The sequence below is a fragment of the Kitasatospora sp. NPDC002965 genome (assembly GCF_040611255.1).
In the GTDB taxonomy this organism is placed as follows: Bacteria; Actinomycetota; Actinomycetes; order Streptomycetales; family Streptomycetaceae; genus Kitasatospora.
The window spans coordinates 20,952-39,655 of the sequence record NZ_JBEXNT010000040.1; the positions used below are offsets into that span (position 1 = coordinate 20,952).

Below are 18,704 nucleotides of genomic sequence, written 5' to 3' on the forward strand. Positions count from 1 at the left end.
CCGTGTCGTGCGGCGCGGCTCGGTGCTCCCCGCGCCGCGTCGCGCTGCGCCGCGTGCGGGGAGCCGGGGGATCAGTTGGCGCGGTCGAAGTCGATCGCGCTGTAGGCCCGCAGCTTGGACAGCTTGTGGGTGGAGTGGATCTCCCGGATGGTGCCGCTCTTGGAGCGCATGACCAGCGAGCTGGTGGTGGCGGTCTCCTGGCGGTAGTGCACCCCGCGCAGCAGCTCGCCGTCGGTGATGCCGGTGGCGACGAAGAACACGTTCTCGCCGCTGACCAGGTCGTCGGTGCTGAGCACGCGGTCGAGGTCGTGGCCCGCGTCGACGGCCTTCTGGCGCTCGGCGTCGTCCTTGGGCCAGAGGCGGCCCTGGATCACGCCGCCCATGCACTTCATCGCGCAGGCCGCGATGATGCCCTCGGGGGTGCCGCCGACGCCCATCAGCAGGTCGACGCCGGTGCCCTCGCGGGCGGCCATGATGGCGCCCGCGACGTCTCCGTCGGAGATGTACTTGATCCGGGCGCCCGCCTCGCGGATCTCCCGGATCAGGCCCTGGTGGCGCGGGCGGTCGAGGACGACCACGGTCACGTCCTCGACGGCGATGCCCTTGGCCTTGGCGACCCGGCGGATGTTGACGGCGGTCGGGGCGGTGATGTCGACGAAGTCGGCCGCCTCGGGCCCGGTGACGAGCTTGTCCATGTAGAAGACGGCGCTCGGGTCGAACATGGTGCCGCGGTCGGCGACGGCCAGCACGGCGACGGCGTTGTTCATGCCCTTCGCGGTGAGGGTGGTCCCGTCGACCGGGTCCACCGCGACGTCGCACTCGGCGCCGGTGCCGTCGCCGACCCGCTCGCCGTTGTACAGCATCGGGGCCTCGTCCTTCTCGCCCTCTCCGATGACGACGATGCCGTTCATCGAGACGGTGGAGACGAGGGTGCGCATGGCCTTGACGGCGGCGCCGTCGGCGCCGTTCTTGTCGCCACGGCCGACCCAGCGGCCGGCGGCCATCGCGGCCGCCTCGGTGACCCGGACGAGTTCGAGTGCGAGGTTCCGGTCGGGCGCCTCCGGCGCCACCTCGAGGGAGCTGGGAAGGTTGTGCGGGTACTGCGTGGTCATCGTCGTTACCTCTCTGTACGCGACGGCCAGTGAGCGCCCGACTACTGCCTGGTCGAACGCCGTGGTGAGGGTCCTGCGATCGTATCTGCCCACGAGATGACTGTCTGTGGCGCGGGTCGCCACGGGCCGACGGGACCGGCAGGTCCGGCCCCCGTTCACCCGTACGCGGATACCCCCGGGTGGTGCCCGCGGGGGGTCGATGAGTCACCATGTGGGGGTGGCAGGAGAGAGCAAGGGCATGAGGGGCCGGCAGACCGTGCGGGACATGGTCCTGTCGATGCTGGCGGTCGGCGCGGTGGTCTGGGTCGGGTACCTGTTCCTCCCGCACGACGCGGGCGGCGACGGGGTGCGGACGGTCGAGTACAAGGTGGCCGCGGCCTCGGCGAAGCGCGCCGCGCCGTACCCGCTGCTCTCCCCGGAGGGCCTTCCCGCGCAGTGGCGGGCCACGTCGGTGTCCTACAGCCCGGCGTCGCTCGGCGGCGGCAAGGGCAACGCCTGGCACCTGGGCTTCGTCACCCCGTCCGGCCAGTACGCGGCGGTGGAGCAGAGCGACGCCCCGCGTGACGCGGTGCTCGACTCCGCGGTGGCGGGCGGCAAGCCGGACGGCACCGCGGAGGTCGCCGGCCGGACCTGGGAGCGGCTGCAGGGCGCCAAGTCCCGTGCGATCGCCGTCCAGGAGGGCGGCGGCACCACCGTCCTGACCGGCACCGCCTCCTACGAGGAGCTGGCGGAGCTGGCGCAGGCGCTCAAGTAGCCCGCCGGCCGGCCCCGCCCCGTCGGCCCCGCTCCACCCGGAGCGGTGGGGCCGCGGGCCGCAGGGCCTCCCCGGACGACGAGAAGGGCCCCGCACCGGTGTGCGGGGCCCTTCTCGTCGTCTCCGTCAGGCTCAGACGGTGGTGACGACCTGCTCGAAGGAGAGGCGCGGGGAGCGCGGGTACCAGGCGTCCTCGCCCGGCTTGCCGATGTTCACCACGGCCAGCACCGAGTGCTCGCCGTCGGAGAAGAACTCCTTGTTGATGCCCTCGGCGTCGTAGCCGGTCATCGGGCCCGCGGCCAGGCCGGCGGCGCGGACGCCGACGATGAAGTAGCCGGCCTGCAGGGCGCCGTTCATCAGGGCGGAGGCCTCGCGGACCGGGCGCTCGCCGAAGAAGGCGTCCTTCGCCTGCGGGAAGTGCGGGAACAGGGTCGGCAGCTCCTCGTGGAACTCGTTGTCCACGGCCAGGATCGCGGTCAGCGGCGCGGCGGCGGTCTTGGCCTTGTTGCCGTCCGACAGGTGCTGGACCAGGCGCTCGCGACCCTCGGTGGAGCGGACCAGGACGACGCGCAGCGGCTGCTGGTTCAGCGCGGTCGGGCCGAACTTGACCAGCTCGTAGATGGCCTGGATCTGCTCGTCGGAGACCGGCTCGTCGGTGAAGGTGTTGGCGGTGCGGGCCTCGCGGAACAGGAGGTCCTGAGCGGCGGCGTCGAGAACCAGGGCGTCGGTGGTCATGTGCTTCTGCACCTCATGGGGAGGAAGGAACGGGGTCCGTGTCGCGTGACCGGCTCCCGCCGGTCATTCGGTCCCAACATGAGTGAAGTTTCAACTGTTCCCCGGGTTTCAGGTGACCTGTGTCACTCCCCGGGCGGCGGGCCCTCCGGGGCGTCCTCCCCGGCCGCCAGGGCGGCGTCCAACCGGGCCCGGGCGCCGTCCAGCCAGCGCTGGCAGACCTTCGCCAGCTGCTCGCCGCGCTCCCACAGCGCCAGCGACTCCTCCAGCGAGGTGCCGCCGTTCTCCAGCTGCCGGACCACCTCCAGCAGCGCGTCCCGCGCGTGCTCGTACCCCAGCGCGTCGTCCGCGACGGGGGCCGCGGCCGGAGACGTCGTCGCGTCCTGCTCCTGATCTGCCATGGGAGCCAGCGTAGGGGGCCGGGCCGACAGCGCGGGGACCCGCCCGCCGCGTCCCCCGCCCGCCGCGCCGCTACCCCCCGGCGCCGCCCGCCGCCGTGACGTCGAACCCGCCGCCCGCGACCCGCGCGTGCAGTCCCTCCCCGGCCGCGACCTGCGCCGGATCCGTCACCACCGTGCCGTCGCCGCGCTGCAGCACCGCGTAACCGCGCTCCAGGGTGGCCGACGGGGAGAGCGCGACCACCCGGGCCAGGGTGTGCCCGAGGTCGGTCTGCGCGTGGTCGAGCCGGTGCCCGAGCGTGCGCCGGGCCCGCTCCAGCAGACCGGCCACCTCCTGGCCGCGGCCGTCCAGCATCCGGTGCGGCGCGGCCAGCACCGGGCGGCTGCGCACGCCGTCCAGCCCGTGCTGCTCCCGGTCCACCCGGCCGACCACGTGCCGCCGCGCCCGGTCGCGCAGCTGCCGGATCCTGGCCAGCTCCTCGCCGACGTCGGGGACCACCCGTTTGGCCGCATCGGTCGGCGTGGACGCGCGCAGGTCGGCGACGAAGTCCAGCAGCGGCTGGTCCGGCTCGTGCCCGATCGCGCTGACCACCGGTGTCCGGGCGGCGGCGACCAGCCGGACCAGTCCCTCGTCCGAGAAGGGCAGCAGGTCCTCCACGCTGCCGCCGCCCCGGGCCACGACGATCACGTCGACCTCTGGGTGCTCGTCCAGCTCGCGCACCGCCGCGCTCACCCGCTCGACCGCGCTGACGCCCTGCACCGGCACGTTGCGGACCTCGAAGCGGACGGCCGGCCAGCGTCGCCGGGCGTTCTCCAGGACGTCCCGCTCGGCCGCCGAGCCCCGGCCGGTGACCAGCCCGACGCACTGCGGGAGGAACGGCAGCGGCTTCTTCCGGTCCGCCGCGAACAGGCCCTCGCCGGCCAGCCGTCGCTTCAGCTGCTCCAGCCGGGCCAGCAGCTCGCCCAGCCCGACCAACCGGATCTCCGCCGCCCGCAGCGAGAGCTGTCCGCGCGCGGCGTACCACTCCGGCTTGGCGTGCACGATCACCCGCGACCCCTCCTGCACGGCGTCCGCGACCTGGTCGAAGACGGAGCGGAAGCACGTCACGGTGAGCGAGACGTCCGCCTGCGGGTCGCGCAGCGTCAGGAACACCACGCCCGCGCCCGGACGCCGGCTGAGCTGGGTGATCTGCCCCTCCACCCAGACCGCGCCGAGCCGGTCGATCCAGCTCCCGATCAGCGCGGAGACCTTGCCGACCGGGATCGGTGCTTCGGGGGAACTGGGGTTGGCCATGCGTACGAGGCTAGCGGCGCCCGGCGACACCGCACCCCGTCGTCGCGTCCGGCCGCCCGGACCGCCGCCGGCACCGCGCCCCCGCCGGGACACCGCGCCGGCACACCGCGCCCCCGGCCGGGCGCGGGACTCAGCGGCGGATGCCCGCGCCGGAGGCGCCCTGGACGACGAGGACCATGAATCCCACGGCCAGCCAGACCAGCCCCACCACCTGGGCCGTCCCCGAAGCCTCGAACACCACCGCCCCGATCACCACCACGCCCAGCACCGGCACCACGACGTGCCGCAGCCAGTCCCGCGAGTGGTGCTTGACCGCGTACCAGCCCACCACCGAGGCGTGCAGCAGCGCGAACGCGGTGAGCGCCCCGATGTCCACCACCGAGGTCAGCCGGTCCAGCCCGTCGTCGCGCCCGGCCGCCCAGACCGCCGCCGCCAGGGTGATCGCCGCCGCCACCAGCAGCGCCCGGCGCGGCACCGCGGTCTTCGGGTCGACGACGCCCAGGAAGCGCGGCAGCCGCCCGCCCCGGCCCATCGCGTAGACCAGCCGGGCGGCCGCGGCCTGCCCGGCGAGCGCCGCGAAGGCCGCGCCGATCGCCTTGCTCGCCGCGACCAGGACGTGCAGCCAGTGCCCGACCCCGCTCTCCACCGTGTCGTAGAACGCCGACCCCTGGGCCGCGGGGTCCGCCGCCAGCTGCTGCGGGGCGAGCGGCTCCAGCAGCGCCGCCAGGTAGGTCTGCGTCACGAACAGCACCCCGGACACCACCAGGCACCACAGCACCGCTCTGGCCACCGCCGCCGAGGCGCCGACCGCCTCCTCCACGAAGGTCGCGATCGCGTCGAAGCCGAGGTACGAGAGGACGGCCACCGAGACGGCCGAGAGCACGGCCGCCGCCGAGAAGTCGCCGACCGCGGTGAACGGCGTCGCCCAGCCGCGCTGCGCGCCGTCCCGGACGAGGACCACCACGGCCGCGACCACGAAGACCGCCAGCACGGCGATCTCCATGGCCAGCACCGCGAAGCCGACCACCGCCGCCGTCCGCACCCCGGCGAGGTTCAGCGCGGTGGTCACCACCACCGCCAGCGCCGTCCACACCCAGCGCGAGACGTCCGGGACCAGCGAGTTCAGCGCGATGCCGGAGAAGAGGTACGCGACCGCGGGGATCAGCAGGTAGTCGAGCATCGCCATCCAGCCGGCGATGAACCCCGGCCCCTCGCCGAGCCCGGCCCGTGCGTAGGCGAACACCGACCCGGTCTGCGGCACCGCCCGCACCATCTGGGCGTACGAGAAGGCGGTGAAACCCATCGCGACGGTCGCCACCAGGTAGACGGCGGCGACCGCGCCGTGACTCTTGGCGTCCAGCACCCCGAACACGCCGACCGGGGCCATCGGGGCGATGAACAGCAGCCCGTAGACCATCAGATCGCGGACGCTCAGGCTGCGCCGCAGCCCGCCGGACTCGACTCGCTCGCTCATAGCTTCCACATTTGAGCACCCGTGACCGAATCCGGCCGGAAGGCGGCTCACGTCGGCGCGGCACGGCTCCGCCCGTACGATGGAGCCATGTCGTCCAACACCGCGCAGCGCCGTGTCCTGCTCGCCGCCCCCCGGGGCTACTGCGCGGGCGTCGACCGCGCCGTGATCGCCGTCGAGAAGGCCCTGGAGCAGTACGGGGCACCCATCTACGTGCGCAAGCAGATCGTCCACAACAAGTACGTGGTGCAGACCCTGGAGAAGAAGGGCGCGATCTTCGTCGACGAGACGGAGGAGGTGCCCGAGGGCTCGATCGTGGTGTTCTCGGCACACGGCGTCGCACCCTCCGTCCACGACGAGGCCCGGGCCGGCAAGCTCGCCACCGTCGACGCGACCTGCCCGCTGGTCACCAAGGTGCACAAGGAGGCCGTGCGCTTCGCCGACGAGGGCTACGACATCCTGCTGGTGGGCCACGAGGGTCACGAGGAGGTCGTCGGCACCATGGGGGAGGCCCCGGACCGGATCCACCTGGTGGACGGCGCCGAGGACGTCGCCCAGGTCCGGGTCCGCGACGAGTCCAAGGTCGTCTGGCTCTCCCAGACCACGCTCTCCGTGGACGAGACCATGGCCACCGTCGGCGAGCTGAAGCGGCGCTTCCCGCTGCTGGTCAGCCCGCCCAGCGACGACATCTGCTACGCCACCCAGAACCGCCAGGTGGCCGTCAAGCAGCTGGCCCCCGAGACCGACCTGCTGATCGTGGTCGGCTCCAAGAACTCCTCCAACTCCGTCCGTCTGGTGGAGGTCGGGCTGGAGTACGGCGCCAAGGCCGCCCACCTGGTGGACTTCGCCGAGGAGATCCAGGAGTCCTGGCTGGACGGCGTCACCACGGTCGGCCTGACCAGCGGCGCCTCGGTGCCGGAGATCCTGGTCGACGGCGTCCTGGAGTACCTGGCCGCGCGCGGTTACGACGACGTCTCCACCGTCAAGACCGCCGAGGAGCACCTGATCTTCTCGCTGCCCAAGGAGCTCCGCCGCGACCTGCGCGCGGAGGCCGCGGGCAAGCTCTGACCGACCGCAGCACGCCCGGGAGACCCGGTACCCGGACGGGTACCGGGTCTTTGCTGTGCGGGGCGGGTGGGCCTCTCGTAGTTTTGTGCACAACCATGCACAGGTCTGTGGACAACTTCGGCGGAGGGCAGTCGGACATGACGGCGGTATTCGGTGTGGACATCGGCGGATCGGGCATCAAGGGGGCCCCGGTCGACCTCGGCCGGGGGGTGCTCACCGAGGAGCGGCACAAGGTCCTCACCCCGCAGCCCTCGGCGCCCGAGGCGGTGGTCGCCGCCGTCCGCGAGGTGGTCAGACACTTCGACCACCGGGGACCGGTCGGCCTGACCTTCCCCGGGGTGGTCGTCAACGGACAGACCAGGACCGCCGCCAACGTCGACAAGGGCTGGATCGGCGTGGACGCCGCCGGCCTCTTCCGCGAGGCGCTCGACCTGCCCGCGGTGGTGCTCAACGACGCCGACGCGGCCGGTCTCGCCGAGACCACGCACGGCGCCGGCCGCGACCAGGAGGGCGTGGTGCTGGTCCTGACCTTCGGCACCGGCATCGGCAGCGCCCTCTTCGTGGACGGCGCCCTGGTGCCCAACACCGAACTCGGCCACCTGGAGGTGCGCGGCAAGGACGCCGAGCGGCGCGCCTCCTCGGCCGCCAAGGAGCGGCACGGGCTGAACTGGGAGCAGTGGGCCGGGCGGGTCGACGAGTACCTGGACGTGGTGGAGATGCTGTTCTCGCCGCAGCTGATCGTGATCGGCGGCGGGGTGAGCCGCAAGCACGAGAAGTTCCTGCCGCTGCTGCGCGGGCGCGAGGCGCGGGTCGTCCCGGCGGAGCTGCGCAACGACGCCGGGATCGTCGGCGCGGCCATGGCGGCGGCGCGGGCCTCCGCCTGACCGCCCGGACCGGCCGCCGCGCGAACCGGCCGCCCGCGCGGTGAAGGCGGCCCGGGAAGGCGGGCCGGGAGCTCGTGCCGGGGACCGTGCGGGAGGCGGGCTGAGAAGTGGGAAACCGGTGGGAATCGGCTTCCCACTCCTCAGCGCGCGCGGTGGATCCGGTGCTGGGCCACGAACCGGGCGAGCACGATCACCGCGGCCAGGCCGGTGCCGGAGAACAGCCAGCCGGCCCGGGTGGCCAGGTTGGTCGCCAGCGCCACCACCTGGGCCGTCACGCCGGACGAGGTGACGGGACCGAACAGCAGCATCGCGACGGCGAAGGCGATCGGGCCGCTGATCGGGGCGGCCAGCAGGTCGGCGAACCGGACCCGGACGGCCAGCTGGAAGCAGATCGCCAGGTAACCGAGGCCGAACAGGACGCCGAGACCGCCGAAGGCCAGCCGGTCCAGGCCGGCGACCGCGACGGTCGTCACCAGCGCGGCCACCCCGGTGCCGACGGCCGTCAGCCGGGTCGGCCGGCCGGTCCGCCGCCGTCCGTAGAGCCGGCCGGCGATCCGGGCGCGCCCCGGGGGGCCGGACACGGGGCGTAGTCGGGAGGAGAGCGCGGCCTTCCCGGCGGCCCTCCCGGTGCCCTTCGCCGAGGGCTTCCCGCCGCCCCTCCCGTCCGGCTTCCCGGCGGGCCCGTCGGCGGTCTCGGGGGCCCGCCCGGGCCCGGGGACGGCGGCCCCGGCCGCGCCGTTCGGCGGTCGGCGTCTGGGCCCTGGCGGCTGGGTACGGATGCGCTGCTCCACCCACCCAACGTACGGTCCGATCATCGCCACACTGTGTAATGGGTCTCCGGGCCTTGTTCCGTGTCTCCGGACGGAGTACTGATGTGATCGTCGCTCAACTTCACCGGGGGTTCGTACGAGCGGCGGATTCGGCTTCGAACGGCTCCACCACGTGCGGCTCGACGTCCCCGCCGGGGCCCTCGCCGGCGGCGGCCGACGCCTGACCCGCTGCCCGTAGACTGGGGGATCGGCCCGTCCGGGGCCGGCCCAACTCCTCCAAGCCCACGGGACTGCGCTTCATGTCGCTCACGATCGGAATCGTCGGCCTGCCGAACGTCGGCAAGTCGACCCTGTTCAACGCCCTGACCAAGAACGACGTGCTGGCGGCCAACTACCCGTTCGCCACCATCGAGCCGAACGTCGGCGTCGTCGGCGTCCCGGACGAGCGGCTGACCAAGCTCGCCGAGATCTTCGGCTCGCAGCGCATCCTCCCGGCCACCGTCGACTTCGTCGACATCGCGGGCATCGTCCGCGGCGCCAGCGAGGGCGAGGGCCTCGGCAACAAGTTCCTCGCGAACATCCGTGAGTCCGACGCGATCTGCCAGGTCGTGCGCGCCTTCACCGACCCGGACGTCGTGCACGTGGACGGCAAGGTGTCGCCCAAGGACGACATCGAGACCATCCACACCGAGCTGATCCTGGCCGACCTCCAGACCGTCGAGAAGGTCCTGCCCCGGCTCCAGAAGGAGGCGCGCCTCAAGAAGGAGACCGCCCCCGTCCTGGCCGCCGCCGAGGCCGCCCAGGCGATCCTGGAGACCGGCAAGACCCTCTTCGAGGCCGGCTTCGACACCACCCCGATCCGCGAGCTGCACCTGCTGACGGCCAAGCCCTTCCTCTACGTCTTCAACGTGGACGAGGACGAGTTGGCCGACGAGGACTTCAAGAACGCCCAGCGCGCGCTGGTCGCCCCGGCCGAGGCCATCTTCCTCAGCGCCAAGATCGAGTCCGAGCTGATCGAGCTGGACGACGCCGAGGCCCTGGAGCTCCTCCAGTCCATGGGCCAGGAGGAGCCCGGCCTGGCCACCCTCGCCCGGGTCGGCTTCGACACCCTCGGCCTGCAGACCTACCTCACCGCCGGTCCCAAGGAAGCCCGCGCCTGGACCATCAAGAAGGGCGCCACCGCCCCCGAGGCGGCCGGTGTGATCCACACCGACTTCCAGAAGGGCTTCATCAAGGCGGAGATCATCTCCTTCGCCGACCTGGTCGAGACCGGCTCCATCGCCGAGGCCCGCGCCAAGGGCAAGGCCCGCATCGAGGGCAAGGAATACCTCATGCAGGACGGCGACGTCGTGGAGTTCCGCTTCAACGTGTGAGCGCACTGCTTTGAGCTAGCTTGATCTGTCGAATGCGCAGGTCGGACGGGGCCCGCCTCCTTGAGGCGGGCCCCGATCTCTTTTCCGTGCTGACTTGGTGCTGACTTCTTCGGCCCGTCGCGCCTGCCTGAGTGGTACGTTATGTGGTACCAGTCATGGAGGGAGTTCAGTCGATGTCGATCACTGCCAGCGAGGCGCGCAAGGCTCTCTTCCCGTTGATCAAGAAGGTCAACGACGATCACGAGGCCATTGAGATCGTCTCCAAGCACGGAAATGCCGTACTCGTCTCGGCCGAGGACTATGCCGCCTTGCGTGAAGGCTCCTACCTGTTGCGCTCGCCGGTGAACGCCCGCCGCTTGCTCAAGGCGTACGAGAACGCCCTTGGCGGCATAGGGCTTTCCGAGCGGGAGCTCATCGACCCTGATGCGGCGGATGGCGGGAAGGGTGCCGCGTGAGGCTCGTCTTCGAAGAGGGCGGCTGGGAGGACTACACGTCCTGGCTCAAGAACGACCGCAAGATGCTCGCCCGGATCAACAAGCTCATCGAGGACGTCCTGCGCGACCCGTTCGCCGGGATCGGCAAGCCCGAGCCGCTGAAGTACCACCTGCCGGGGGCCTGGTCGCGGCGGATCGACGATGAGCACCGCCTCGTCTACTTGGTGACGGACCGGGAGATCATCGTTCTGGCTGCCCGCTACCACTACTGATGGCTGGCTGCGAGTTCGATTCACCGTGCTGACTCGGGCCGCCAGGATCAACGTTTTCGCAGGTCACAGCGTTGTGGTGGAAGTTCCGCTTCAACGTGTGAGCGCAGTGCTTTGAGCTGGCTTGACCTGTCGAATGCGCAGGTCGGACGGGGTCCGCTCTCTCGGGGGCGGGCCCCTGGCTGGTTCCCGCGCCGACCCGGTGCCGATCTCCCCGGGTGGCGGCGTGTCTGCGGCGTGGTGACCGCCGAGGTCGCGAGGGGCCGGCTTCGGGGGCCGATCCCTTGCCCCTCCCGGACGGGGCCCGGGCGGGTGCCCTCGTCAGCCGACGGTGACGGTGATCGTGCCGTCCGGGCCGGGGGTGACGGTGACCGTCTCCAGGGTGGCCGCGTGGGCGGCGGGGCCGTGGGCGCCGGCGCGCGGGCCGATGCCGACGACGGGGACGCCGGCGGCCCGGGCGGCGGCGATGCCGGCCCCGGAGTCCTCGAAGGCGAGGCAGTCGGCGGGGGCGAAGCCCAGGGCGGCGGCGCCCTTGAGGAAGCCCTCCGGGTCGGGCTTGCTGGCGCCGACCGATTCGGCGGTGACCCGGACGGCCGGGAGCGGCAGGCCGGCGGCGGCCATCCGGACGGCGGCGAGCGGTTCGTCGGCGGAGGTGACGAGGGCGTGCGGGAGGCCGGCCAGGGCGGCGAGGAAGGCGGGGGCGCCGGGGATCGCGACGACGCCGTCGGTGTCGGCCTTCTCCTCGGCGAGCATCCGGTCGTTGTCGGCGAGGTTGAGCTCGACCGGGCGTTCGGGCAGCAGGGCGGCCATGGTGGCGTGGCCCTGGCGGCCGTGGGCGACGGCGAGTACCTCGGCCGGGTCGAGACCCTGCCCGGCGGCCCAGCGGTGCCAGCAGCGTTCGACCACGGCGTCGGAGTTGACCAGGGTGCCGTCCATGTCGAGCAGGAGGGCGCGGGTGGTGAAGGAGACGGGGGCGGCGGGCATGGGGCGGCTCCTCGCGGGGCGGATCGGTCAGGACCGAGAAAGGTGAGCTGATTGTTTAATAAGGATACAAAAGATTAGCTCACCAGGTGGGCGTTGACCGCCCGTGCCTCTTCGGCCAGCTCGGACAGCTCCACGACCTCGATCCCCGCGGCCTCCAGCAGCGCCGCGCCCCGGGTGTCGGCGACGAAGGTGGACGGCTCGCGCCAGGCCACCACCACTCGCGGGACCCCGGCCGCGATCAGCCGCCGGGCGCACGGCACGGGGCGGGAGGCGCGCTGCCCGCAGGGCTCCAGCGAGCTGTAGACGGTCGCGCCGCGGAGCCGGGGGTCGCCGGCCGGGAGCTTGCCGAGCGCGGCCTCCTCGGCGTGGTCGTGCGGGTCCGTCTCGCGGCTCCAGCCCTCGGCCAGCACCGTGCCGTCGGCTCCGACGACCACCGCGCCGACCGAGAACGCGGTGGCGGAGGGCGGGCAGCGGCGGGAGAGCTCGACCGCCCGGCGGAGGAAGGCGAGGTCGGCGGACGGGCGGGTGTCGGTCACGGGGCGGGCTCCTTCGGGGCGTACCTGAGCAGGACGACGTCGCCCACCGTACGGGCCTCCAGCAGTCGCATCCGGTGCGCCGATCCGCCGGGGAACGCCGCCGGGCCGACGAACCGCGGGGCGTCCGTGTCACCGACCAGCAGGGGGGCGACCACCAGGTGGAGCTCGTCGGCCAGGCCCTGGGCCAGGAACTGGGTGTGCACCCCGCTGCCGCCCTCGACCATCAGCCGGCGGACCCCGCGCGCGCCGAGGTCGTCCAGCACCGTGCCCAGCTCCACCGTCGGACCGAGTGCCACGACCTCGGCCAGCCCGGCCAGCTCCGGGCGCAGGGCGGTGGCGCCCCGGTCCGTGGTGTAGGCGAGCCGCTCGCCGCCGGTGTGCCAGAACCGGAGCGACCGGTCCAGCCGCCCGCTCGCGCTGAGCGTCACCTTCAGCGGGTACTCGGGGCGGCCGCCCGCGCGCCGGGCGGCCCGCCGGTCCGGGTCGTTGACCAGCAGCCGGGGGTTGTCCGCCCGCAGGGTGTTGCCGCCGACGAGGATCGCGTCGCACGCGGCGCGCTCCGCGTCGACCCGGTCGAAGTCGGCCGGGCCGGAGAGCAGCAGCCGCTCGGGGGAGGCGTCGTCGAGGTACCCGTCGAGTGACATCGCGGCACTCAGCAGGACGAAGGGGCGCGGGGCGGGCATCGTGGAACCGTTCTGTCGGGTGCCCGTCCACGGTACGGCCCCGGCGGGCGGGAGGGTCCGCGCGAGGGGCGGTGTTCGCCCGGTGGCCCGCTGCTGTCGGGGCGCCGTTCGCCGAAGGGCCCCACCCTGGTCCGGACCTCGCACCGCCCCACGTCGAAGGGCTGTCACCGTGTCCCGTCCGTCCCGCTCCAGCCGTCCGTCCGGTTCCTCCCGCCGCCTGCTGCCGCTCGCCGTCGCCGCGGCCGGGCTGCCGCTGCTCGCCCTGCCGGCCGGGCCCGTCTCCGCCGCGTCCTACGGCACGCCGACGATCACGCTCTCCGCCGCCTACCTGTCCGGCGCGGTCGGAGCGGCCGGCGACCCGACCGTCACCGTGACGGTGGCCCAGAGCGGCGCCGCGGCCTCCGCCCTGACCGTGGCCGCCACCGCGAGCACCCGCAGCACCGTGGCCCGGACCGGCGACGTCACCGTCGCCGGCACCGGCGCGGCCCGTACTCTCGCGGTCGCCGCGCGGGGCGTCGGCTACACCGACCTGACCGTGAAGGTGACCGGCCTGGGCGGCAAGACCGCGTCGAAGACGCTGCACTACGCGGCCTCGCCGGCGGTGCAGTTCGCGTCCGGGAGCCGTTACCTGACCGGCTCCAGCGACGCCTCGGCGGCGGTGGACGCGGGCGGCGGGTACGTGGTGGTGGCCGACGACGAGTCGAACGTGCTGCGGCTGTACGACCGGAACGCCTCCGGTGCGCCGGTCCGCACCTGGGACTTCGGCTCGGCGCTCGGCGTCTCCAAGGAGATCGACATCGAGGGCGCCACCCGGGTCGGCAACACGATCTACTGGACCGGCTCGCTGGGCAACAACAAGGACGGCGAGATCAAGGCGGACCGGCACACCGTCTTCGCCACCACCGTCACCGGCTCGGGTGCCGGCACCCAGCTGGCGCTCGCCGGTTCGTACAAGGGCCTGCGGGCCGACCTGATCGCCTGGGACCGTGCCCACGGCGACCGCTACGGCTTCGCGGCGGGCGCGGCGTCCGGCGAGGTGCCCAAGCAGATCGACGGGTTCAACGTGGAGGGGCTGGAGTTCGCGCCGGGCAGCAGCACCACGGCCTACGTGGGCTTCCGCGCGCCGCTCACCCCGGCGGTCACCGGCGGCCGGGCGCTGATCGTGCCGGTCACCAACTTCTCCTCGCTGCCCGGGGGTTCGGTGCACGCGACGTTCGGCGAGCCGATCGAGCTGAACCTCGGGGGGCTGGCCGTCCGAGACCTGCGGCGCAACGCCCTGGGCCAGTACCTGATCGTGGCCGGATCCTGGGCGGCGGACGACGACTCCGACCCGTACGCGCTCTACCGCTGGGACGGGCAGCCCGGTTCGCAGCCGGTCAAGCTGCTCGACCTGCCGACCACCGACGCGGGCGGCTGGGAGGCCGTGGTGGACGTCCCGGACCTCACCCTCCCCGGCGCCCGGGCGCAGCTGATCACCGACGACGGCTCGGCCGACCTGTACGGCGACGGCACCGAGGCGAAGGACCTCTCCCACCCGGAGTGGAAGAAGTCCCGGACCACCTGGTTCGCCCTCAACTGACCTGTTCCGCAGCCCGATCGGGCCCCCGTTCGCCGCGTGCGGACGGGGGCCTCCGTGCGTCGAGAGGCGTTCGCGATGTGAGACGATTCTTCTCGTCATGCGGGACGAGGAGTAGCGTCGGAGGCGTCGAGGAGCCGACCGCACCCGAAGGGGACGTCACCATGACCGCACCGAAGCCCGCCGTCTACACCCATGGCCACCAGGAGCCCGTGCTGCGCTCGCACCGCTCCCGGACCGTCGCCAACTCCGCCGCCTACCTGCAGCCCGAACTGCGGCCCGGTCAGGCCGTGCTGGACGTCGGCTGCGGGCCCGGCACGATCACCGCCGACCTGGCCGAACTGGTCGGCCCCGGTGGCCGGGTGGTGGCCGTGGACACCTCCGCCGAGGTGCTGGAGGAGGCCGCCCGGCACGTCGCCGGACGCGGGTTGGCCAACGTCGTCTTCGAGGTCGCAGACGTCCACCGACTGCCCTACACGGACGGGGAGTTCGACGTCGTCCACGCGCACCAGGTGCTGCAGCACGTCACCGATCCGGTGGGAGCGCTGCGGGAGATGCGCCGGGTCGTCGCCGAGGACGGCGTGGTCGCGGTCCGGGACGTCGACTACGCGACCATGACCTGGTACCCGGAGTCGCCCGAACTGGACCGCTGGCTGGACCTGTACCGGCGGATCGCCCGCGCCAACGGCGGCGAGCCGGACGCCGGTCGGCGGCTGCTGTCCTGGGCGAGGCAGGCGGGGTTCACCGACGTCGCCGCCACGTCCGGCACCTGGACGTACGCGACGCCCGAGCAGCGCGAGTGGTGGGGCGGGCTGTGGGCCGACCGGGTCGTGTCCTCCGGTATCGCGCGGACGGCGGTGGCCGACGGGTACGCGGAGCAGGCCGAGCTGGAGCGGATCTCGGCCGGGTGGCGGGCGTGGGTGGCCGCCGAGGACGGCTGGTTCGCGATGCTGCACGGCGAGGTCCTGGCCCGGGGGTGAGCCCCCGGGCGGCCGGCCCGAGGGGCAGGGGCGGCGGGCGGGACGCGCACGGGTTGCCGTTCCTCAAGATCGGGTAGAGTCGCGCGCCTGTTCCCACGGATCCGCCGTGACTGCGGCGATTCTCCGATCGCGGCGGTTCGCCCCGTGGGCCCTTCCGACCGAACTGCCGAGTAGGGCCCGTGACCTGCGGGCCGGGGGAGTCGTACGTGTCCAAGCCCGAGCCCGACGACGTTCCGCCGCCCGCGGACCTGCGGGTTGAGCTGACCAAGCCGACGGCCGGTGCGGCTGCCGGACCGGCGGTCGAGCCCGAGCCCGCGGTCGGGCCCGAGAGCGCGGTCGCAGCCGGGCCCGAGACCGCGGTCTCGCCTGCGGCCGGGCTCCCGGCCGAGGCGGCGGATGGCGCGGTGGCCGAACCGGCGGCCGAACCGGTGGCCCCGCCCGCGGCTCGGCCCGCGGACCCGCGGGTCGAACTGATGAAGCCCCTGGCCGCCGCCGGCCCGCCGGCGCAGGAGACGGTCCCCGCCGACCCGTGGGCGGCTCCGGCCGCTGCCGCCCCCGACGCCTCCGCCGACCCCTGGGCGGCTCCGGTCGCCCCCGCCGACCCGTGGGCCGCCCCGGGAAGCGGCGCCCGCGCGACCACGCCGGCCGCTCCGGCCGCCCCCGGTACGGACCTGCCGCCCGCCGCCCCGCAGCCGTCCGGCTGGGGGGCCGTCCCGCCCGGCGCGATCTCCGGGTACCAGCCCGGGTTCGCCTACACGCCGGCCCCCACGGGCACCAGCGGGTTCGCCGTCGCCGCCCTGGTCACCGGTCTGTTCTGCCTCTGGCCGCCCGCCCTCGTCCTCGCGATCGTCGCGCTGGTCCGGATATCGAAGCGGAACCAGCGCGGCCGGGGCATGGCGGTCACCGGCCTGGTCCTCGGCGTGTTCGGTGCGATCGTCACCCTGGTCGCGTTCATCGGGTTCGCCGTCCTCGGGATCCAGGCCGAGGAACGCGAGAGGGACCAGCCGCCACGGCCGGCCGGCGCGGTGTCCTGGGGGTCGCTGCGTACCGGTGACTGCTTCACCCGGGCGGATCCCGGGTCCGACGCGGCGGAGGGCTCCCCGGGCGTCGTCTACTGGGTGCTCAAGAAGCCCTGCTCGGCCCCGCACCAGGGCGAGGTGGCCGGGATCGTCCCGATGCCCGACGAGGGGAGCTCCGAGTACCCGGGCGAGACCGCCGTGCGCGACCGCGCGATCGAGCTCTGCCTGCCGGTCCGCGACGCGTACGCCCTCGACTTCTGGGCGGTGCCCGAGGGCATGAACCCGTCCGAGTACTACCCGGGCCGGGACAACTGGCAGGCGGGCGACCACGAGGTCATCTGCGTCCTGGAGGACGCCCGCGCCGAGCACCTCGGCACCGTCCGCACCGACCGGGGCAGTCTGAACCCGGCCCAGCTCGCCTACCTCGAAGCCGCCCGGGCCTACGAGCGGGTGTACGCGAAGCGGCCGCCCGCGGAGGTCTCCCTCCAGCCGGCCGCCTACCGGGCGTGGGCCGTGCAGATGGCCGCGGCGTCGCGCAAGGAGGCCGCGGACGTCGTCAGCCCCACGGCGGTCTGGCCGGCGGGCGCGAAGCCGAAGCTGGCCGAGCTGGCGGCGGTACAGCTGGAGGCCGCCAACATCTGGGACGCGGCGGGCAGGTCCGTCGACGACGCCACGCTGCAGCGCGAGGTGCGGCGCGCCGACGCGCTGCTCGCGAGGAGCGACAAGGGCACCGTGGAGATCCGGCGCGAGCTGGGCCTGCAGACCGGTGAGCACATCGCCAAGTACCAGGTCTGACGCCGCGGGCCCCGGCGACCGGTCGCCGGGGTGGTCCGCCGGTCGCCGCGGCCCCGGCGGCGCCCGGCTTACCGGCCGTTAACCGCGCCCGTACCTGCCGGAAGCGAACCGGGCGTAGCGTCCCGAGGAGGCCCGCCCCGGCCCGACCCCCACGCGGGCCGGGGACCGGCCTACGCTGGCCGCCATGGACACCTTTCGGGTGATGCGGCAGGACGACAACGGCAACCGCTTCGTGGTCGCCGGGGGCGTCGGGCGGGAGGCGGCCGATCGCCTGGCGGCCGAGTTCGAGGCGCGTGGTCACAAGCAGCTGTACTGGGTCGAGGCCGAGCCCGCCGGTGCGTCGCGGACGCGGGGACCGGACGAGTAGCACGGCCGGGCGGGCGGCTAGGGTCTCCGGCCATGGACAAGCCCAACGACCGGCCGGCCGCGGGCGGCACGGCAGAGAATCGGATCGTCGTCGGCGGCGCGCTGATCCACCGGGGCCGGGTGCTCGCCGCCCGCCGGAGCGCGCCCGCCGAGGTGGCCGGCCGCTGGGAGTTCCCCGGCGGCAAGGCCGAGCCCGGTGAGACCGAGAGCCAGGCGCTCGAACGCGAGCTGATGGAGGAACTGGGCGTACGCGCCCGGGCGGTCACCCGGCTGCCGGGCTCGTGGCTGGTCCGGCCGGGCCTGGAGCTGCGGTTCTGGGCCGCCGAGCTGCTCTCCGGGGATCCGCGCCCGCTGGAGGACCACGACGAGCTCCGCTGGCTCGGACCGGCCGAGCTGTCGGACGTCGACTGGCTCGATCACGACCGCGCCGTGCTCCCGGACGTCGCCCGCCGCCTGGCGCCCTGAACCCCGCGCCCTGAACCCCGGCGCCTCGAACCGCGCGCCCCGAACCGCGCGACCTGAACCCCCGCGCCCCGAGGCCGGTGACCTGAACCCCGGCGCCCCGTCCGGACGCGTGCCCGCCCGTGCTCCCGCCCGCCCTCACCGTCTCCGGACGAGCTGCGGACCGCCTCGCCGACCCCGCCCCCCGGGCCGCCCCCTGCCGTCCCAGCAGGCCGCCCCCCGTCCGCGTCCCTGCCCCGGAGCGGGGACGCGCGGGGCGGCTCCCGCGCGACGCGTGGGGCGGTGGGCCGGGCAATCGGAAAAGTCGACGCGCTGACCGGGATAGCCTTGGTTCTGCTGGGTATGTCACTTTTCGGCACTATTCGTCACCATCGGTGAGCCGCCCCCAGCCGGCGACGCCGATCCCGACCAGAGCCGGAGGCCCCGTCGGTGTCGAATACCGGTAACGGTGGCGGGGGAGCGCGACGGGCGGGCGCCGGGGGGAGCGCCGCCGCCCGGGCCCGGCTGCGCCGTGGCGCGAGCCGGGCCGACGTGCGCGGCGAGAACCGGGCCGCGTACCCGCCGGCCGGTCGTGGCCGGAGCGAGGGCGGCGGTCCGCCCGAGGGGCCGGTGCCGACGCAGCCCGCACCGTCCCTGGTGGTGCCCGACGCGGCGCCGCCGGGCGGCGTCCGGAGCAGACCCGGCCGGCCGTTCCCCGGCGGACCGCGGAACACCCAGGCGCAGGCTCCGGCAGGTGCCGGGGGA

The 18,704-nt window shown here is 74.0% G+C and carries 18 protein-coding genes and 1 pseudogene; 11 read left to right on the forward strand and 8 right to left on the reverse strand.

The window, feature by feature from the left end:
- Positions 1-71 precede the first annotated feature (71 nt).
- Positions 72-1,112, reverse strand: a complete 1,041-nt coding sequence (gene glpX / locus ABZY91_RS18000; RefSeq protein ID WP_355403439.1) for a class II fructose-bisphosphatase — start codon at positions 1,110-1,112, stop codon at positions 72-74.
- Between the two features lie 217 nt (positions 1,113-1,329).
- Between glpX and ABZY91_RS18005 the strand changes: the two genes are divergently transcribed.
- Positions 1,330-1,866, forward strand: coding sequence for a DUF4245 domain-containing protein (locus ABZY91_RS18005; protein WP_355403441.1), 537 nt, complete (start codon positions 1,330-1,332; stop codon positions 1,864-1,866).
- Between the two features lie 132 nt (positions 1,867-1,998).
- On the opposite strand, the gene ABZY91_RS18010 is transcribed toward ABZY91_RS18005, so the two are convergent.
- From ABZY91_RS18010 to ABZY91_RS18025, 4 genes are all read right to left on the reverse strand, one after another.
- Entirely contained in the window at positions 1,999-2,601 is a 603-nt protein-coding gene (locus tag ABZY91_RS18010) for a malonic semialdehyde reductase (RefSeq protein ID WP_329876198.1), read from the reverse strand.
- 122 nt (positions 2,602-2,723) lie between these two features.
- Positions 2,724-2,999 carry an exodeoxyribonuclease VII small subunit gene (locus tag ABZY91_RS18015; protein ID WP_329876199.1) on the reverse strand — a complete coding sequence of 92 codons (276 nt, stop codon included), beginning with the start codon at positions 2,997-2,999 and terminating at the stop codon, positions 2,724-2,726.
- 70 nt (positions 3,000-3,069) lie between these two features.
- On the reverse strand, positions 3,070-4,290 hold the full coding sequence (gene xseA, locus ABZY91_RS18020) for an exodeoxyribonuclease VII large subunit (RefSeq protein WP_329949339.1): 1,221 nt from the start codon (positions 4,288-4,290) through the stop codon (positions 3,070-3,072).
- Positions 4,291-4,420: 130 nt separating this feature from the next.
- Positions 4,421-5,764, reverse strand: coding sequence for an APC family permease (locus ABZY91_RS18025; protein ID WP_329876203.1), 1,344 nt, complete (start codon positions 5,762-5,764; stop codon positions 4,421-4,423).
- An 87-nt stretch (positions 5,765-5,851) separates the two neighbouring features.
- Between ABZY91_RS18025 and ABZY91_RS18030 the strand changes: the two genes are divergently transcribed.
- Both ABZY91_RS18030 and ppgK read left to right on the forward strand, forming a co-directional pair.
- Positions 5,852-6,829 carry a 4-hydroxy-3-methylbut-2-enyl diphosphate reductase gene (locus tag ABZY91_RS18030; protein WP_355403445.1) on the forward strand — a complete coding sequence of 326 codons (978 nt, stop codon included), beginning with the start codon at positions 5,852-5,854 and terminating at the stop codon, positions 6,827-6,829.
- A 137-nt stretch (positions 6,830-6,966) separates the two neighbouring features.
- Entirely contained in the window at positions 6,967-7,713 is a 747-nt protein-coding gene (ppgK, locus tag ABZY91_RS18035; protein ID WP_329876207.1) for a polyphosphate--glucose phosphotransferase, read from the forward strand.
- 140 nt (positions 7,714-7,853) lie between these two features.
- Here ppgK and ABZY91_RS18040 read toward each other — a convergent pair whose 3' ends face one another.
- Positions 7,854-8,504 carry a DUF6542 domain-containing protein gene (locus ABZY91_RS18040; RefSeq protein ID WP_329949335.1) on the reverse strand — a complete coding sequence of 217 codons (651 nt, stop codon included), beginning with the start codon at positions 8,502-8,504 and terminating at the stop codon, positions 7,854-7,856.
- Between the two features lie 278 nt (positions 8,505-8,782).
- On the opposite strand from ABZY91_RS18040, the gene ychF reads away from it, so the two are divergent.
- From ychF to ABZY91_RS18055, 3 genes are all read left to right on the forward strand, one after another.
- Positions 8,783-9,856, forward strand: coding sequence for a redox-regulated ATPase YchF (gene ychF, locus ABZY91_RS18045; protein WP_329876211.1), 1,074 nt, complete (start codon positions 8,783-8,785; stop codon positions 9,854-9,856).
- A 173-nt stretch (positions 9,857-10,029) separates the two neighbouring features.
- The gene (locus ABZY91_RS18050; RefSeq protein ID WP_355403448.1) at positions 10,030-10,311 is read left to right on the forward strand and encodes a type II toxin-antitoxin system prevent-host-death family antitoxin; all 282 of its coding nucleotides are present in this window, start codon (positions 10,030-10,032) and stop codon (positions 10,309-10,311) included.
- A complete protein-coding gene (locus ABZY91_RS18055) occupies positions 10,308-10,562 on the forward strand; it encodes a Txe/YoeB family addiction module toxin (protein ID WP_355403450.1) in 255 nt (84 codons plus the stop codon). The genes ABZY91_RS18050 and ABZY91_RS18055 overlap by 4 nt, the downstream gene beginning before the upstream one ends.
- A gap of 318 nt (positions 10,563-10,880) precedes the next feature.
- Here ABZY91_RS18055 and ABZY91_RS18060 read toward each other — a convergent pair whose 3' ends face one another.
- Positions 10,881-11,543 (reverse strand): HAD-IA family hydrolase, encoded by a 663-nt coding sequence (locus ABZY91_RS18060; protein ID WP_355403452.1) that lies wholly within the window; start codon positions 11,541-11,543, stop codon positions 10,881-10,883.
- A gap of 74 nt (positions 11,544-11,617) precedes the next feature.
- Positions 11,618-12,762: pseudogene (locus tag ABZY91_RS18065) on the reverse strand (dihydrofolate reductase family protein).
- A gap of 247 nt (positions 12,763-13,009) precedes the next feature.
- Here ABZY91_RS18065 and ABZY91_RS18070 point away from each other — a divergent pair.
- The 5 genes from ABZY91_RS18070 to ABZY91_RS18090 all read left to right on the forward strand — a co-directional run bounded on the left by ABZY91_RS18070 (position 13,010) and on the right by ABZY91_RS18090 (position 17,963).
- A complete protein-coding gene (locus ABZY91_RS18070; RefSeq protein ID WP_355403477.1) occupies positions 13,010-14,341 on the forward strand; it encodes a hypothetical protein in 1,332 nt (443 codons plus the stop codon).
- Positions 14,342-14,502: 161 nt separating this feature from the next.
- Positions 14,503-15,318 (forward strand): methyltransferase domain-containing protein, encoded by an 816-nt coding sequence (locus tag ABZY91_RS18075; protein ID WP_355403454.1) that lies wholly within the window; start codon positions 14,503-14,505, stop codon positions 15,316-15,318.
- A gap of 206 nt (positions 15,319-15,524) precedes the next feature.
- Positions 15,525-17,132, forward strand: coding sequence for a DUF4190 domain-containing protein (locus ABZY91_RS18080; RefSeq protein WP_355403456.1), 1,608 nt, complete (start codon positions 15,525-15,527; stop codon positions 17,130-17,132).
- Positions 17,133-17,316: 184 nt separating this feature from the next.
- Positions 17,317-17,499: an SPOR domain-containing protein gene (locus ABZY91_RS18085; protein ID WP_355403458.1), complete on the forward strand. Its 183-nt coding sequence runs from the start codon at positions 17,317-17,319 to the stop codon at positions 17,497-17,499.
- 32 nt (positions 17,500-17,531) lie between these two features.
- Positions 17,532-17,963, forward strand: a complete 432-nt coding sequence (locus tag ABZY91_RS18090; RefSeq protein ID WP_355403460.1) for a (deoxy)nucleoside triphosphate pyrophosphohydrolase — start codon at positions 17,532-17,534, stop codon at positions 17,961-17,963.
- Positions 17,964-18,704 lie beyond the last annotated feature (741 nt).

Coding starts and splice junctions, on each gene's coding strand:
- glpX (WP_355403439.1), bottom strand. CDS start 1,112: ATGACCACGCAGTACCCGCACAACCTTCCCAGCTCCCTCGAGGTGGCG.
- ABZY91_RS18010 (WP_329876198.1), bottom strand. CDS start 2,601: ATGACCACCGACGCCCTGGTTCTCGACGCCGCCGCTCAGGACCTCCTG.
- ABZY91_RS18015 (WP_329876199.1), bottom strand. CDS start 2,999: ATGGCAGATCAGGAGCAGGACGCGACGACGTCTCCGGCCGCGGCCCCC.
- xseA (WP_329949339.1), bottom strand. CDS start 4,290: ATGGCCAACCCCAGTTCCCCCGAAGCACCGATCCCGGTCGGCAAGGTC.
- ABZY91_RS18025 (WP_329876203.1), bottom strand. CDS start 5,764: ATGAGCGAGCGAGTCGAGTCCGGCGGGCTGCGGCGCAGCCTGAGCGTC.
- ABZY91_RS18030 (WP_355403445.1), top strand. CDS start 5,852: ATGTCGTCCAACACCGCGCAGCGCCGTGTCCTGCTCGCCGCCCCCCGG.
- ppgK (WP_329876207.1), top strand. CDS start 6,967: ATGACGGCGGTATTCGGTGTGGACATCGGCGGATCGGGCATCAAGGGG.
- ychF (WP_329876211.1), top strand. CDS start 8,783: ATGTCGCTCACGATCGGAATCGTCGGCCTGCCGAACGTCGGCAAGTCG.
- ABZY91_RS18050 (WP_355403448.1), top strand. CDS start 10,030: ATGTCGATCACTGCCAGCGAGGCGCGCAAGGCTCTCTTCCCGTTGATC.
- ABZY91_RS18060 (WP_355403452.1), bottom strand. CDS start 11,543: ATGCCCGCCGCCCCCGTCTCCTTCACCACCCGCGCCCTCCTGCTCGAC.
- ABZY91_RS18075 (WP_355403454.1), top strand. CDS start 14,503: ATGACCGCACCGAAGCCCGCCGTCTACACCCATGGCCACCAGGAGCCC.
- ABZY91_RS18085 (WP_355403458.1), top strand. CDS start 17,317: ATGGACACCTTTCGGGTGATGCGGCAGGACGACAACGGCAACCGCTTC.
- ABZY91_RS18090 (WP_355403460.1), top strand. CDS start 17,532: ATGGACAAGCCCAACGACCGGCCGGCCGCGGGCGGCACGGCAGAGAAT.